Annotated in this window: 16 protein-coding genes; 10 read left to right on the plus strand and 6 right to left on the minus strand. The window is 63.7% G+C overall.

Annotated elements, in window-relative coordinates:
- Positions 1 to 13: 13 nt before the first annotated feature.
- From ACAG21_RS05645 to ACAG21_RS05670, 6 genes are all read right to left on the minus strand, one after another.
- On the minus strand, positions 14 to 568 hold the full coding sequence (locus ACAG21_RS05645) for a hypothetical protein (protein ID WP_370494970.1): 555 nt from the start codon (positions 566 to 568) through the stop codon (positions 14 to 16).
- A complete protein-coding gene (locus ACAG21_RS05650; RefSeq protein ID WP_370494971.1) occupies positions 565 to 1503 on the minus strand; it encodes a hypothetical protein in 939 nt (312 codons plus the stop codon). The genes ACAG21_RS05645 and ACAG21_RS05650 overlap by 4 nt, the downstream gene beginning before the upstream one ends.
- Before the next feature lie 35 nt (positions 1504 to 1538).
- Positions 1539 to 1952 carry a hypothetical protein gene (locus ACAG21_RS05655; RefSeq protein ID WP_370494972.1) on the minus strand — a complete coding sequence of 138 codons (414 nt, stop codon included), beginning with the start codon at positions 1950 to 1952 and terminating at the stop codon, positions 1539 to 1541.
- Between the two features lie 128 nt (positions 1953 to 2080).
- Entirely contained in the window at positions 2081 to 3445 is a 1365-nt protein-coding gene (locus tag ACAG21_RS05660) for a cytochrome P450 (RefSeq protein ID WP_370494973.1), read from the minus strand.
- Between the two features lie 14 nt (positions 3446 to 3459).
- A complete protein-coding gene (locus tag ACAG21_RS05665; protein WP_370494974.1) occupies positions 3460 to 3660 on the minus strand; it encodes a ferredoxin in 201 nt (66 codons plus the stop codon).
- Between the two features lie 62 nt (positions 3661 to 3722).
- Positions 3723 to 4424 (minus strand): SDR family NAD(P)-dependent oxidoreductase, encoded by a 702-nt coding sequence (locus ACAG21_RS05670; protein WP_370494975.1) that lies wholly within the window; start codon positions 4422 to 4424, stop codon positions 3723 to 3725.
- A gap of 278 nt (positions 4425 to 4702) precedes the next feature.
- Between ACAG21_RS05670 and ACAG21_RS05675 the strand changes: the two genes are divergently transcribed.
- From ACAG21_RS05675 to ACAG21_RS05720, 10 genes are all read left to right on the plus strand, one after another.
- Positions 4703 to 4888, plus strand: coding sequence for a hypothetical protein (locus ACAG21_RS05675; RefSeq protein ID WP_370494976.1), 186 nt, complete (start codon positions 4703 to 4705; stop codon positions 4886 to 4888).
- Entirely contained in the window at positions 4885 to 6090 is a 1206-nt protein-coding gene (locus tag ACAG21_RS05680) for a CaiB/BaiF CoA transferase family protein (RefSeq protein WP_370494977.1), read from the plus strand. The genes ACAG21_RS05675 and ACAG21_RS05680 overlap by 4 nt, the downstream gene beginning before the upstream one ends.
- Positions 6091 to 6363: 273 nt before the next feature.
- Entirely contained in the window at positions 6364 to 7182 is an 819-nt protein-coding gene (locus tag ACAG21_RS05685; protein WP_370494978.1) for an MlaE family ABC transporter permease, read from the plus strand.
- 10 nt (positions 7183 to 7192) lie between these two features.
- Positions 7193 to 8038, plus strand: coding sequence for an ABC transporter permease (locus ACAG21_RS05690; protein ID WP_370494979.1), 846 nt, complete (start codon positions 7193 to 7195; stop codon positions 8036 to 8038).
- A 123-nt stretch (positions 8039 to 8161) separates the two neighbouring features.
- On the plus strand, positions 8162 to 9325 hold the full coding sequence (locus ACAG21_RS05695) for an MCE family protein (protein ID WP_370495049.1): 1164 nt from the start codon (positions 8162 to 8164) through the stop codon (positions 9323 to 9325).
- Complete coding sequence (locus ACAG21_RS05700) at positions 9322 to 10344, plus strand: MCE family protein (protein ID WP_370494980.1); 1023 nt, start codon at positions 9322 to 9324, stop codon at positions 10342 to 10344. The genes ACAG21_RS05695 and ACAG21_RS05700 overlap by 4 nt, the downstream gene beginning before the upstream one ends.
- The gene (locus tag ACAG21_RS05705; RefSeq protein ID WP_370494981.1) at positions 10344 to 11462 is read left to right on the plus strand and encodes an MCE family protein; all 1119 of its coding nucleotides are present in this window, start codon (positions 10344 to 10346) and stop codon (positions 11460 to 11462) included. The genes ACAG21_RS05700 and ACAG21_RS05705 overlap by 1 nt, the downstream gene beginning before the upstream one ends.
- Positions 11459 to 12877, plus strand: coding sequence for an MCE family protein (locus ACAG21_RS05710; RefSeq protein WP_370494982.1), 1419 nt, complete (start codon positions 11459 to 11461; stop codon positions 12875 to 12877). Before ACAG21_RS05705 ends, ACAG21_RS05710 begins: the two co-directional genes overlap by 4 nt.
- Positions 12874 to 14133: an MCE family protein gene (locus ACAG21_RS05715; RefSeq protein ID WP_370494983.1), complete on the plus strand. Its 1260-nt coding sequence runs from the start codon at positions 12874 to 12876 to the stop codon at positions 14131 to 14133. Before ACAG21_RS05710 ends, ACAG21_RS05715 begins: the two co-directional genes overlap by 4 nt.
- Positions 14134 to 15873: an MCE family protein gene (locus ACAG21_RS05720; RefSeq protein WP_370494984.1), complete on the plus strand. Its 1740-nt coding sequence runs from the start codon at positions 14134 to 14136 to the stop codon at positions 15871 to 15873.
- Positions 15874 to 15891: the final 18 nt, after the last annotated feature.

Below are 15891 nucleotides of genomic sequence, written 5' to 3' on the forward strand. Positions count from 1 at the left end.
ATTCAACGGTCTTCTAGACGGGGTCGAATTTGGTGATCAGCCAGTTGCCGTTGACCCGGGTCAAACTCACCAGCACACTGCTGGAAGACATCGCCGGGTCGGGATTGTCCTTGCTCGTGGTGCTCTGATCGACTAACACCAGTACGACGGCCGAATCCGGATGTAACTCCTGAACCGCGGCCCCCAACACCCGAGCGTTGGTTTTCAGCGACTTCTGTTTGGCCGCCGGGGCCACGATCTGTTCGGTGAACTGGTTGTAGTACGACAGGAAGTCCCCGGACAGGTGGGACTTAGCGGCGGCGAAGTCTTTGTCGAGTGTGTCGGGTGAGTAGGACAGCAACGCGACCGTTCCGTCGGAGGCCGAACTGACGACCGCGTTCGCGACACTGGCGTCGGTTTGTTTGTCGGGCCGGTACTGCTTGAAGTACAGCCAAGTCGCCACGCCGCCGGATAGCAGCAGGAGCAAAATCAGAACAACGGGAACGACTTTCACCCTGGGCCACGCGCGCGGCTCACCCTGTTTCGTTTGGCCCGAAGCGGCGTCGACGCTGTCGTCGTCCTTGCTCATGGAATGAACTCCAGCTTGGACATCTTGTATTGCCCGCCGTCTTCTGTGACGGTCACCCGCAGGCGCCACCTTCGCGGTTCGTCTTTGGCGCCCGCGGCGTTGGTGATCCGCGATGTCGCGGCGACGAGTACCAACGCGGAATTACCGTCGATGGATTGCACGGCCGCCGCATTCACGGTTCCCTGGGTGACCACTTTGGACTGCTCGACGACGGTCGTGAAATCTTTTGAGCGCTGCTGAAAATCGTCCCTGAACTGACCGGTCGAGCTGTCGATCACCCGCTGGACGTCTTCCTTGGCACGATTGAAGTCCAAGGAAGTCATGTTGACGACGCCTTGTCTGGCCCCGGCGACGAAGTTCGCGATGCGCTGGTTTCGTTGGGTGCTTTCATGATGCTGCCACGCCATGTATCCGCTCGCCCCGACGAAAACACAGATCAGGAGGATGACGGCGGCCTTCCACGTCACCGACAGCGATGGCCACCGCAGGCGTCGCCGGGAGTCGGCCGACTCGAATTCGGATTCGGTGTCTTCGGGCGATTCGTCGGAGGCTTCCTCCTCGGTCTTCGCCGCGTCGGTGACGTCGGAGTCGGTGTCGGCCGAGTCGGCTTCTTCTTCGGCTTCTTCTTCCTCGTCGGTCTGCGCTTCGTCGTCGGCGGTTACGTCGGTGTCAGATTCGTCGGTCTCGGTGACGGCGTCGGCGTCATCGATCTCCACCTCGTCAGTGCCGGCCGCGTCGGTGTCCGCCGCTTCCTCCGTGGTTTCGGCGGTCTCGGCTTCCCGCAATTCGCGGCGGAGCCGGGCGGCCCGGGCGCGGGCGCGCGCCGCGGCGGCCAGTGCTTCGGCTTCGGCGGCTTCGGCCTCGGCTTCCGCGATCAACGCCATGGTGTCGGCTTTCGATGTGGCGTCTTGCGGCGGTTTCTTCGCCTCAGCCAAAGTGCTTGCTCCCGGTCGATGAACGTCTCACGCGGCTACCATCGCACGAGCGTGAACGGATAGGTGTTGCTGCCCCCGGGCGCGCCGCCGCAGCCCGTGTTGAATGTCGAGACGACCTCACCCGCAAGCGTGACCGCGTCCCACGAATACACGTCATGCGAGGGGAAGAACTGGACCACGCAGCGAACCCCGTCGGGCACATCGACGGTCATGGTGTAGCGGCCGTTGGACAGGTGAGCGTCTGACTTCCACGGTGCCGCTTGCCCGTTGGGTTGCGGAACCGCTTGAATGGTCAGGCATCCCGGTGCTTTGGGAGTGCATGTGGCCAGAGCCCAGACCCAGAGGTGTCCGGTTTCCCGGGGCGTATCCACCCGGTAATTACCGATCGTCATGTCCGCGTGCGCGGTCGGCGTGACGGTCAGTGCGGCCGTGGCGAGCGCAAGGCTCACTGCGAAAGTCTTCACCGGAGCGTCTCCCGTCTCTGTACGCGCGCTGGCCTCAAATATAAGGCGCGGTCACGCTGAAAAGGCCTACTCGCAAAATTCGCGGCAGTCAACGGCGGGTGCGCCCAGGTCGACTAGTCGATGACGGCGACGTCCGTCCGCTCGGTGACCGGCAGCGCCAGTTGCTGCTCGTCGCAGATGCGCTGCAGCTTGTCCAGCGTTTCGTCGAGGCCCGCGCCGATTTTGGCACCTGGGGTGAAGGTCGCCGGGAGTTTCCGCATGCCCTGGATCACGCCGATGGTCTCGTAGTGGACGGTGCCTTCGGGGTCGCAGCGATAGTCGGGCATCCGGTCGAGAACCGCCGTCAGCATGGATTTGAACACCGTACGCGCCACGTTGGACCCTTTGCACCGGTGCAAACCGAGACCAAAACTGAAGTGCCGGTTGCCTTTACGGTCAAGCACGATCTTGTCCGGGTCGGCAAACAGTGCGGGGTCGCGATTGGCCATGGCCCACGAAATCCACAGCCGTTCACCCTCTTTGAAATGATTGCCGTCAAGTTCGACGTCGTCGGCGAAGGTCCGGCCGTCACCGGCAGCGGGGGTGAAGTAGCGCAGAAATTCTTCGGTCGCGGAGTCCAGGAGGGTGTCACGGTTGTTGGACAACCGCTCGCGCTCGGCGGGGTTCTCCGAAAGCCATTCCAATGTGTGCGCGGTCAGCGCCGTCGTGGTGTCGAAGCCCCCACCGATGACCAGGCCGAGATTGCCGAGGATCTCGAGATCCGGGGCGGGCTCTCCGTCGATCCGCAACTGCAGCAGCCCGTTGACGATGCCGGGCCGCGGATTCTCGCGGATCTCGAGCATGTTGTTGACCATGTCGAGGCCCATCTCCCGGTGCATCGCGGTGACCTTCTCGATGTCGGGGGAATGTTCCGGGGTGTAGACCGCCGCGTGCACCGGCTCGCTGTACAGGTTCCACTTCTTCAGCGGAATGCCCAGCATCGCCAACGTCAGCACCGCAGGCACGACGTTCGCCAGGTCATCGACGAAATCGATGCTGCCCGTTTCGATTTTCTCGTCGAGGCACGCGCGAGTGATGTCGTGGATGAACGGTTCCCAGCGCTTGACCGCGGCCGGCGACAGGTAGGGGTTCAATACGTTGCGGTACGTGCGGTGGTCGGGCTCGTCCATCTCGAGAATGCCCCCGCGCACCGCGGCGACGCGGCTCGCCGTCGGGATGGAGATGCCCTTGTAGCCGCGGCGTTCGTTATGGATGTCGTGGTCGTTGGAGACCGCGGGGCAACGGGCGAGCTCGAAGACTTCGTGGCTGCCGGCCGCGACCCAGTGCCCTCCGTAGGTCTCGGTCCACGCCATCGGGCACTTGGCGTGCATCTCCTCGGTGATCTGTTTGAACTGTGACCGGTACTCCGGGGCGTTTCGGTCAAAATGGTACGTCGGCTTGTTCTGGTCGCCGTCACTCACGACATCGTCGACGCTCAAGGTGCTGTCTCCCTTTAGATTTCGTCCGTGATGATGATCGCCTGCTCCGGGCACGAGTGCGCCGCCTCGCGCACCTGGTCCTCCTGGTCGGCCGGCACTACCTCGTTGACCGCCGACGAACTGCCGTCAATGTCGCTGAGCACGAATGAATCCGGCGCAATCATCGCGCACAGGGTATGACCCTGGCAGCGTTGCGAATCAACCCAGACCTTCACGATGTCTCCTCTTGGGGGCTGCGGTGTGGCTGGCGTTACGGTAGTCCCGATGACGGCCTGGCTCAGGTGTTTCGACCACCGTTGACGCCCAGTATCTGACCGGTGATGTAGCCGGCTTCCTCGGATATCAGGAACGCGCACGCGGCCGCGATGTCTTCAGGCTTGCCGATCCGGCGCACCGGGGTCCGGGCGATGGTTTCGTCGATGTCGCCGAGGTAGCCGCGTTGCTCGGCGCTGCGCAGCATCGGGGTGTCGATGAAGCCGGGCGGCACCGCGTTGACCGTGATTCCGCTGGGGCCGTACTCGAGAGCCAGCGACTTGGTGAGCCCGTTGACCGCCGACTTGGCCGCGACATAGTGCGACATGTAAGGAGCACCGGAATGTGTGCTCGACGACGAGATGTTGACGATCCGTCCCCACCCCGCCTCGACCATGTCGGGCAGCACCGCCTGAGTCACGTGGAAGACCCCGTGCAGATTCACGTTGACCACGCGTTGCCAGTCCTCGAACGTGATGTTGCTGAAGCGCTTGAAACCATCCAGCCCGGCGGCGTTGACCAGAACTGCGACCGGGCCCAATTGCGCGCGGATCGCCGACAGCGCGGCATCCACCTGGGCGCGATCGGTCACGTCGGCGGTGAACGACAGCTCGGCGTCCGACGGCTTCAGATCGATGGTTGCGACGTCGACACCGTCGGCGCGCAGCCGATGGGCCACCGCCAGCCCAATTCCGGATCCGCCACCGGTGACCACCGCGGTCTTCACGCCCCGACTCCCAGGCTCAGTGCGGCCATCTCAGTCACAAAGAATCTCCTTCGCAATTATGAGAACCTTACTCTCGTACGGAAGCGGCGTGCAACAGGCCCGCGAAACGCGCCACAGCCTGGGCCGCGGCCGGTTACGCGCTTCCCCCCTTGGCGTTGCGGCGCTGGTCAGTGACCTTGTCCCATTCCTATGACTTTCTTGAATTCTCGAGACTCGAATGTAAGATTCGCCGGGGAAGAGAATGAAATTTTCGTGAGTGCCACCACAAGAGGAGCCGAATGCCGGTACAGGTCACAGTGTCGGACGTCGCGGATACGACAAGGTCAGAGGTATCCCGCCGACTGTTGATCGACGGCTGGCTCGTCGCGGGCGACAAGGCATTCCCCGCATTCGATCCGGCCGGGCTCAACGAGTTCTCGGAGCGCAAAACCTGCACCGTTGCGATGCCGGGAGGCAGCCGATGAGGCCGTTAGAAGGCATTCGAGTTCTCGAAGTCGCGATGTACGGGTTCGTCCCGTCGGCGGGCGCGGTGCTCGCCGAATGGGGCGCGGACGTCGTCAAAGTCGAGCACGCGGTGACCGGCGATCCGCAGCGCGGACTTCGGCAAACCGGCATGCTGCGCGTCGAAGGCGATCCAAATCCCAACATCGAGCACGCTAATCGCGGCAAGCGCAGCATCGGACTCGACATGTCGATTCCCGAGGGCAAGGAAGTCCTCTACGAGTTGGCCCGCCGCTCGGACGTGTTCTTGACGAGCTTCCTGCCCGGTGCCCGGCAGAAGTTCGGCATCGACGTCGACGACATCCGCGCGGTGAACCCGTCCATCATCTACGCGCGCGGTAGCGCGCTCGGACCACGCGGCGAAGAGGCGACCAAGGGCGGCTACGACATGACCGCCTTCTGGTGCCGGGCCGGAACGGCGGCCACCATCACCCCGACGGGGATGCCCGGCATGATCGCTCCGCCGGGACCTGCCTACGGCGACACGATCTCTGGGACAAACCTCGCCGGAGGCATTGCGGCCGCATTGCTCAAGCGAGAGCGCACCGGCGAACCCTCCGTCGTCGACGTGTCGCTGCTGGGCAGTGGGCTGTGGTCGATGGGTCACACCGTCGCGTTGACCAAGCACCTGAACCAACGACTGGAAGCACCGCCACCCGGTGTGCACGGCGCACCCAACAACCCGTTGGTCGGCTTGTACACGACATCGGATGGTCGCTACATCTCTTTCGTGATGATGCAGCCGACGAAATTCTGGGCCGATGTGTGCCGCCACGTTGACCTGCCTGAGCTGGTCGATGATCCAAGGTTTGCCACCATCGAGCAGATCACCGCGAATACGGCAGAAGCAGTTGAGATCTTGACCAAGGTGATCGCAACCCGCACGCTTGCCGAGTGGAGCGAACGCTTTGCCACGTTGGCCGGGCCATGGGCGCCGGTGCAAGACACGCTGCAGGCAGCCGATGACACCCAAATCCGGGCCAACGAATATGTTGTCCGGGCAGGCGAACTCGAACTGGTCGCCAATCCGGTCCAGTTCGATCTCACCGCACCGCACACCGGGCCCGCACCCGGATTCGCCGAGCAAACCGACGAAATACTGCAGGAATTGGGACTCGACTGGGACCGCATCATCGAACTCAAAACCGCTGGCGCGGTTACCTGAGAGTGGAGCTGACTGAAATGTTTGCGCGTTCGATAACGGTTATGCGTTTTTTGCTCCGCGCGAGCGTGGCATGAGTCACAATGACCGGACGCTTTCTCACGCGACGGATCGGAGGACTGGCGTGAGTGCAGGTTACGCCTGTCTCGCCGGCGCTCGAGGTCGGGATGTCGCCCCCCGGTGGGCATTTCGACATTGCCGTTCAACCGAACTTACCCCAGCCGTTGCGCAACAACAAGACTGTCAGTCTCGTAGCGTGGGAAGGGACTGACGCGGATGGCGACTAAGGGCGCTGACCACTGGTCAACGGGATTGCCTGCGCTGAAACTCAAGTGGGACTTATCGGGTCCCATGCAGGCGGTTGGATCGTTGTTCGCGATGTCGGCGGACGCGGTGAAGTTCGTATTCCGCCGGCCCTTTCAGTGGCGGGAGTTCTTGGAGCAATCGTGGTTTGTCGCGCGGGTTTCGCTGGCACCGACCTTGCTGGTCGCGATCCCGTTTACCGTCCTCGTCAGCTTCACACTCAACATCCTGTTGCGTGAACTGGGCGCGGCGGACCTATCGGGTGCGGGTGCGGCGTTCGGCGCCGTCACTCAGCTCGGTCCGTTGGTCACGGTGTTGATCGTGGCGGGCGCGGGTGCCACGGCAATGTGTGCGGACTTGGGGTCGCGAACAATTCGCGAAGAAATCGACGCGATGGAAGTGCTGGGCATCAACCCGATTCAGCGGTTGGTCACCCCGCGCATGCTGGCATCGGGGTTGGTGGCGTTTCTGCTCAACAGCCTTGTGGTCATCATCGGCGTCCTTGGCGGCTATGTGTTTTCGGTATTCGTCCAAGACGTCAATCCCGGCGCGTTCGCCGCGGGTATCACCTTGCTCACCGGCGTACCCGAGGTGGTCATCTCGTGTGTCAAGGCGGCCCTTTTCGGCCTCATCGCCGGCCTGGTCGCCTGCTATCGAGGCCTGTCCATCACCGGCGGTGGTGCCAAGGCCGTTGGCAACGCGGTGAACGAAACCGTGGTCTACGCCTTCATGTCCCTGTTCGTCGTCAACGTGGTTGTCACCGCGATCGGCATCAAGATGACGGCGAAGTAGGGGCCGGCCAATGGCACTGAGGGCTGCATATCCGCGATTGACCCGCCAATTGGAGAAGCCGGTCGCCTCGCTGGGCCGGATCGGCGACCACACCCTGTTTTACGGTAAGGCGCTGGCCGGGGTGCCGTTCGCGACCACCCACTACCGGCGCGAAGTGATCCGACTGATTGCCGAGATCAGCATGGGCGCGGGCACTTTGGCGATGATCGGCGGGACGGTGGTGATCGTCGGCTTCCTGACGCTGGCGGCGGGCGGCACGCTGGCCATTCAGGGGTACACATCGCTGGGCAATATCGGCATCGAAGCGCTGACGGGCTTTCTGTCCGCATTCATCAATGTGCGCATCGCGGCACCGGTGGTCGCCGGCATCGGTCTCGCGGCCACCTTCGGCGCCGGGGTGACTGCTCAGCTGGGTGCCATGCGTATCAACGAAGAAATCGATGCGTTGGAGGCCATGGCCATTCGGCCGATCGCCTATTTGGTGAGCACCCGGATCATGGCGGGAATGATGGCGATCACGCCGCTGTACAGCGTCGCCGTAATCCTGTCGTTCGTGGCCAGTCAGTTCACCACGACGTTCCTGCTCGGACAGTCGCAGGGTCTGTACCAGCATTACTTCAACACGTTCCTGAACCCGATCGACCTGTTGTGGTCGTTCCTGCAGGCCATCCTGATGGCGCTCACCATCCTGCTGATCCACACCTACTACGGCTATTTCGCTTCAGGGGGACCCGCCGGTGTCGGCAACGCGACCGGCAACGCGGTACGCACCTCACTCATCGTCGTGGTCTCCGTAACGCTGCTGGTCTCCCTGTCTATTTACGGTACGAACGGCAACTTCAACCTGTCCGGTTAGGAGGCAGACGTGACAGACACATTCGGACCCGGTCCCATAGACCGGTCTGAAGCGGCCAGTAGCGCGTCTCCTGTCGCCGCGTCGCCTGGGCGCCACTTCGGTGCCCAGTCCTACGCGCGTCCGCTGGCGGGCCTGGCCACCGTGGTCGTCGTCGCCGTCATCTTCGCCTTCGCGGTGGGCCTGTTCCGGGGCTCCTTCACCGAATCCGTACCGGTGACCGTGATTTCGCAACGCGCCGGCCTGGTCATGAACCCGGACGCCAAGGTCAAGATGCGCGGCGTGCAGGTGGGCAAGGTCGACTCGATCGAATCGCTGCCCAACGGCCAAGCAGCTATTCACTTGGCGATGGATCCGTCGCAGTTGCACTTCATCCCCAGCAATGTGCTGGTCGACATCGCGTCATCAACCGTGTTCGGCGCGAAATCCGTCCTGCTGGTGGAACCTGCCCAACCTTCGACGCAGCGCCTACACAGCGGCCAGACGTTGCAGGGCCAGCACGTCATGGTCGAAATCAACACGGTGTTCCAGCAATTGGTGTCGGTGCTGTCCCAGATCGACCCCCCGAAGCTCAACGAATCACTGGGTGCACTGGCCCAGGCGTTCAGTGGCCGGGGCGCAAAGCTCGGCCAGGCCCTGAGCGACTTGGATTCATTCCTGGCAAGGCTGGAGCCGAGCCTTCCCGCATTCCGTCATGACTTCGCGGTGTTGCCGGCGGTATCCAACGCCTATGCCGACGCCGCACCGGACCTGATCCGGACCGTGTCCAACACGAACCGGATCAGCAAGACGATTGTCGAGGAGCAACGCAACCTCGATGCACTGCTGATCAGCGCGATCGGCCTGGCCGACATCGGAAATGACGTGTTGAGCCAGAACCGGCAGCCGCTGACGGATGTGATGCATCTGCTGGTGCCGACCACCGATCTGCTCAACGAGTATCACGAGGCGCTCACCTGTAGTTTCGCCGGGCTTATCCAGATTGGGCACGGTGCGCCGTTGTCGGAACCGAGCATCAACATCTCGGCAAGCCTGACGTTGGGCGCCGAACGTTATCGGTATCCGACGAACCTGCCCAAGGTTGCGGCGACCGGCGGCCCGCAGTGCGTGGGTCTGCCGAAGCTGCCGTTCAACACGAACCCGCCGCAGTTGATCACCGATATCGGCGCCAACCCCGTCGTGTACGGAAACCAGCAGACGCTGCTCAACTCCGACCTGCTCAAACAGCTGTTGTACGGGCCGATTGCCGGTCCACCCCGCAACCCGGCTCAGATCGGACAACCCGGATGAGAATGCGCCCCACGCTGATCAGGTTCGGGATCTTCGCGGTCGTGATGTCGATCCTTACCGCTTTCCTGTTCTTCATCTTCGGTCAGTACCGGACCGGTTCGACAAACGAGTATTCGGCGGTGTTCACCGACGTCTCGCGTCTCAAGCCGGGGCAGTCGGTGCGGGTCGCCGGGATCCGGGTGGGCACGGTCAATAGCGTTTCGCTGCAACCGGACAAGAAAGTTGTGGTGAAGTTCGACGCCGACCGCAACATCGTCCTCACCGAGGGCACCAGGGCGGCCGTTCGCTACCTCAACCTAGTGGGTGATCGCTACCTCGAGCTCATCGACGGTCCCGGCTCGCCCAAGCTGCTGGCCGCCGGCGGTCAGATTCCGGTCAACCGCACCCAGCCGGCGCTTGACCTCGATCTGCTGCTGGGCGGACTGAAGCCCGTGACCCAAGGCCTGAATGCGCGCGACGTCAACGCGCTGACCTCAGCACTGTTGCAGGTCTTCCAGGGCCAAGGCGCGACCCTCGAGTCGCTGTTCGCCAAGACGACATCGTTCTCAAACGCCTTGGCGGACAACGATCAAACCGTGCAGCAGCTGATCGACAACCTCAACATCGTGGTCGGTACGGTCTCCAAGGACGGCAAACAGTTCTCCGGCGCGGTCGATCGCCTCGAGCAGCTGATCAGTGGGCTGTCCGATGACCGCAACACCATCGGGTCCGCCATCGACGCTCTGGACAGGGGAACCGCCTCACTGGCCAGTCTGCTGTCCAGCGCGCGGCCACCGCTGTCGGGCACGATCGCGGAGTTGAATCGGCTGGCTCCGATACTCGATGGCGACAAGGATCGCCTGGACGCCGCGATTCAGAAGGCGCCGAACAACTATCGCAAGCTGGTCCGACTCGGCGTGGCCGGCGCCACCATCCCGTACTACCTGTGCCAGTTAGAACTGCGCGGGACGGATCTTCAGGGCAAAACGGTGCACGCCAACGTCTTTAGGTCTGAAGCAGGAAGGTGCACGGAACCCTAATGCTGAAGTATCGCGGAGGTGGCCGGGTAAAGGCCGGATTCATCGGCGTCGTGTTAGCGGTGCTGGTGATCCTGGTGGGCCTGTCGCCCGACCGGTTCATTTCGTGGGCCACGATGGTCAGGTACCAGGCGCTGTTTTCCGAAGCCGGCGGAATTGCGGTGGGCAACCCGGTCATCGTGTCGGGGATGAAGGTCGGCACGGTGTCGGATGTGTCGTTGCAGCACGGCGATGCTCTGGTGACGTTCACGACCAAGGGCGACGTCCTGCTCGGGTCGGAGACCACCGCGCATATCCGCACCGGCTCGCTGCTGGGCGAGCGGATGCTGACACTGGAGTCCACCGGCAGCGGCACGATGCACCCGATGACAGTCATTCCCGTCTCGCGCACGTCCTCTCCTTACTCGTTGACCGAAGCGGTCAGCGACCTGACTTCGGACACCGCGGGAACCAACACCACCGCGCTCAATCAGTCGCTGGACACGTTGTCGGCGACGCTCGACCAGCTCGCGCCCCAGATGGGGCCGGCCTTCGACGCACTCACCCGGCTATCGCGCACCCTGAACAGTCGCAACAAGAACCTGAGCGATCTGTTCAAGAGTGCCGCCGACGTCACCAACGTTCTTTCCGAACGCAGCCAACAGGTCAACAAGCTCATCCTCAACTCCGACTCGTTGCTGCAAGTCTTGGTGGCGCGCCGACAGGAGATCGTGGACCTGCTGGCCAACACGTCGGTCGTGGCCAAACAGCTGACGGCGTTGGTGCACGACAACGAAGCGACCCTGGCGCCGACCCTCGAGAGGCTGAACAGGGTGCTCGCGATGCTGGAGAAGAACCGCGACAACATCGGCAAAGCGCTGCCGGGCCTGGCGAAATTCCAGATCACGGTCGGTGAGGGCATCTCCAGCATGTACGCCTACTCGGCGTTCGTCCCGAACTTCCTTGCGCCGCAGATCTTCCAACCGTTCTTCGACTACCTCTGGGGCTTCCGCACCTTCGACACCTCTCGCGGTCCCGGCTTCCCCTCGCCGGTACCTCGGTCGCTGGTTCCGTTCCCGTACAACGCAATTCCGATGTGCCCCGGCTGCACATTGGGCGGACGGGTCGGTGGATCACAATGACCATCCCGCGCAGAAGGCTGGCGACCATCGCGGCGGTCGCCCTGGTCGTGCTGCTCGTTGCCGGCGCTGCTGTGCTCGTCCGCAGTATGTTCTTCGGGCAGAAGACGATTACCGCCTATTTCACCACCGCCACCGCGATCTACCCCCACGACGAGGTACGGGTATCCGGTGTCAAAGTCGGCAACATCGAATCGATTACGCCACAGGGCACCCAGGCGAGGATGACGCTGAAGGTCGATCGCGGCGTGCCCATTCCGGCCGATGCGAAGGCGGTCATCGTCGCCCCGAACCTGGTGGCCTCCCGCTACGTCCAGCTCACACCGGCCTATCGCGATCGCGGGCCGGTCATGCACGACGGGGCAGTAATACCGGTCGACCGGACCGCGGTCCCGGTCGAATGGGACGAGGTCAAAACCCAGTTGATGCGGCTGGCAACGGATTTGGGACCCAAGAGTGGGGTATCGGGCACATCCGTGGGCCGGTTCATCGACAGCGCCGCCAACGCGCTCGACGGTAACGGCGACAAGCTGCGGCAGACGCTCGGTCAGTTGTCCGGGGTCGCCCGGATCCTCGCCAACGGCAGCGGCAACATCGTCGACATCATCAAGAACCTGCAGACCTTCGTCGGCGCGCTGCGGGACAGCAACATTCAGATCGTGCAGTTCAATGATCGCCTGGCCACGCTCACCAGCGTGGTCAACGACAGCAAATCCGACCTGGATGCGGCCCTGACAGATCTGTCGACCGCGGTCGGCGAGGTGCAGCGATTCATCGCCGGGACCCGCAACCAGACCAGCGAGCAGATTGCCAGGCTGGCCGACGTCACACAGAACCTGGTCGATCACCACATGGCCCTGGAGAACATCTTGCACGGCGCGCCGAATTCGCTCGGCAACTTCTTCAACGACTACAACGCCGACACCGGAACCATCGTCGGCGGGTTCGGATTGATGAACTTCGCGAATCCCACGTGGGGCGGACAGCTGCTGCTGTCGGCCCCGGGCTGCGACCAGATCGGGGCCATCGAGAACGTCACGGCGGTCGAATCGGGCAAGCTGTGCGCCCTGTTCCTCGGTCCGGGATTGCGACTGCTCAACTTCAACAACTCGCCACTGCCGATCAACTTCATTCTGCAGAAGTCCATGGACCCGTCCAAGATTCTCTACACCGAACCGCGCCTGGCGCCCGGTGGCGAGGGCCCGAAGCCTGGACCGCCCGAGATCCCGCCCGCGGTGTCGGCCTACACCGGCCTGCCGGGTGATCCGGTGGGACCGCCGGGAGCGGTGCCACCGGAGCGGATACCAGGTGCGGCGATGCCGCTGCCGCCCCCGCCGTCGACACCGATGCCGCCGCCGCCACCACCGGCGTCGAACCTGTCGGACATGCTGCTGCCACCCGAAGGGGCCCAACCATGATCGCGCGGATAGCGGTGCGACGGGCGCTCGTCGTTGGTTGTTGTGTGGTGTTGTCGGTGTCGGGATGCGCCTTCCATGGCCTGAATTCGCTGCCGCTGCCGGGTGCGGTCGGGCGTGGGCCGGGGGCCAACATCTATCACGTCGAATTGCCGAATGTGGGCACGATGGAGTCGAATTCGCCGGTGATGGTCGACGACGTGGTCGTCGGCAGTGTCGGTGAGATGCGGGTGCAGGGTTGGCATGCCGACGTCGAGATCTCGGTCAAACGCGATGTAGTGGTTCCGGCCAATGTGGTGGCCACCGTGGGGCAGACCAGTCTGCTGGGTTCGATGCATGTGGAGCTCAATACGCCGCTGGGTCAGCAGGGAAGTGGACGGCTGCAGCCCGGGGCCACGATTCCGTTGAGCCGCTCGACGGCGTATCCCTCGACCGAGCAGACGTTGTCGTCGTTGGGCGCGGTGGTCAACGGGGGCGGTTTGGGCCAGATCGGGGAGGTCATTCACAACTTCTCGGCCGCGCTGTCCGGGCATGAGGGTGCGGCGCGTGATCTGTTGACGCGGCTGGACACCTTTGTGGGGACGCTGGATCAGCAGCGCGACAACATCGTTGAGTCGATTCAGGCGCTCAATCGGTTGTCGGGCACCTTCGCCGCGCAGCGGGACGTGTTGACCGAGGCGCTGCACAAGATTCCGCCCGCCCTCGATGTGTTGATCAAGGAGCGCCCGCGGTTGACCGAGGCGCTGGATCACCTGCGGGCGTTCAGCAACACGGCCTCGCGGTTGGTGAACGACGCGCAGGACGATCTGGTGAAGAACCTCAAGAACCTGGAGCCGGCCATCAAGGCGCTCGCCGACGTGGGACCCGAGTTCGGCATGGCCATCGCGGCGGGTTTCGTGTTCCCGTTCACCCAGAACTTCGTCGACCGCGCGGTCCGCGGCGACTACTTCAACCTGCATGTCGACCTTGATCTGTCGATTCCACGGCTCAAGAAGGGCTTGCTGTTGGGGACCCACTGGGGCCAGCTGGACATGCCGGTGGTGCCGGAGCCCGGGGACCCGTATCGCATGAACTACACCCTCGACCCGTTGCATGACCCGGTACGGCCGCCGTGGGTCGATCCGAATGCGCTACCGCTGCCCGCGCCGCCGCCGGGGTTTGGTCCCCTGCCCGGACCGCCGCCGACACAGACGCCCGATGCGAGTCTTGGTCAAGCGCCGCCGCTGCCCGGCCCGGCACCGACGGGAGGTGGCGGATAGATGCTGACGCGCTTCGTTCGGCTCCAGCTGTGGATCTTCACGATCGTCGGGACCCTCGGCGTGATCGCGATGGTCCTGTTCTACATCCAAGCACCGACCCTGCTGGGCATCGGCCGGATGACGGTGACGCTGGAGCTGCCGGCTACCGGCGGCCTGTACCAATTTTCGAATGTGACCTACCGCGGGGTTCAGCTCGGCAAGGTCACCTCGGTGGGCTTGACGCCCACCGGTGCGAAAGCGACGCTGTCGCTTAACACTTCACCCAAGGTCCCCGCGGACCTGACGGCGGAGGTGCTCAGCGTCTCCGCGGTGGGTGAGCAGTACGTGGACCTGCGGCCCAAGACCGATTCGCCGCCGTATCTGCATGACGGTTCGGTGATCGCCGCGCGCGACACGACGATTCCGCAAGCGGTCGGGCCGATGCTCGAGCAGCTCAATGCCTTGGTCGGCAGCATCCCGAAGACCAAACTGGGCCAACTGCTCGACGAGACCTTCCAGGGCTTCAACGGTTCCGGTTACGACCTGGGCTCACTGATCGATTCGTCGGAGACACTGTCCCGTGACTCCAACAGCGTCGTCGATCGCACCAAGGCGCTCACCGAAGACACTGGGCCGCTGCTGGATACGCAGGCACAGACCACCGATTCGATCAGGACATGGGCGCGAAGCTTCGCGGGAATCTCGGATGTGTTGGCGAACAACGATTCCCACTTCCGCACCATCCTGCGAAACGGTCCTGACGCTGCGAATGAAGCGTCCGCGCTCCTCGACCAAATCAAACCAACGTTGCCGGTGTTGCTTGCCAACCTGACGACCATCGGGCAGATCGGCGTCACCTACCATCCTTCGATCGAGCAGCTGCTGGTATTGCTGCCGTCGGCGGTTGCTATCGAGCAGGCCGCTCAGGGCGAAAACCATCCCGACGGTAAAGCCATGGGCGACTTCGCCCTAACGATCGACGATCCGCCTATTTGCACGGTCGGCTTCATGCCGCCCAACACCTGGCGATCCCCGGACGACCTCAGCGACATCGACACCCCGGACGGGTTGTATTGCAAGCTTCCGCAGGATTCGCCGATGGCGGTTCGCGGTGCGCGCAACTATCCCTGCATGGGGCACCCGGGTAAGCGCGCACCCACCGTCGAAATCTGTAACAGTGACAAGCCGTACATGCCACTGGCGATGCGCCAGCACACGCTCGGCCCCTACCCGCTGGATCCGAATCTGCTCTCCCAGGGCGTGCCGCCCGACGACCGGATCACCGGCGACAGCAGAATCTTCGCGCCGGTGCAGGGAACGCCGTTGCCGCCGGGAGCGGTGCCGCGCGGTACACCCGCGGGTCCGCGCGGAGAAAATCCACCATCGGGCACGGTAGGAGCGGCAGTACCTCCGGTGCCGTCGTCGGGGCCAGCGCTGAGACCCATATCGCCGATGTCGGCGGAGCTTCCGGCGTTCGCTCCGCTCGACGTCCCCGCACCGGGCGAGCTTCCGGCCGCACCCCCGCCACCACCGGCACCACCCGCGGCCCCCGTGCCACCGGATCAGGCCGACGGTCCACAGCCGCAGGCCGCGCCAAGTGCGTTCGGAGCCAACGGATCTAAGCCCGCGCCGTCGATCGTGGTGGCGAAGTACGATCCGCGCACTGGTCGTTACGTCGGTCCGGACGGGAAGTTGTACGAGCAGTCGGATCTGGCGCCCGCGAAAGCGCCGAAGACGTGGAAGGACATGCTTCCCACCTGAGGTCGCCGGCGGTGGTCC

The sequence above is a fragment of the Mycobacterium sp. pR1184 genome (assembly GCF_041287235.1).
Classification (GTDB): Bacteria; Actinomycetota; Actinomycetes; order Mycobacteriales; family Mycobacteriaceae; genus Mycobacterium.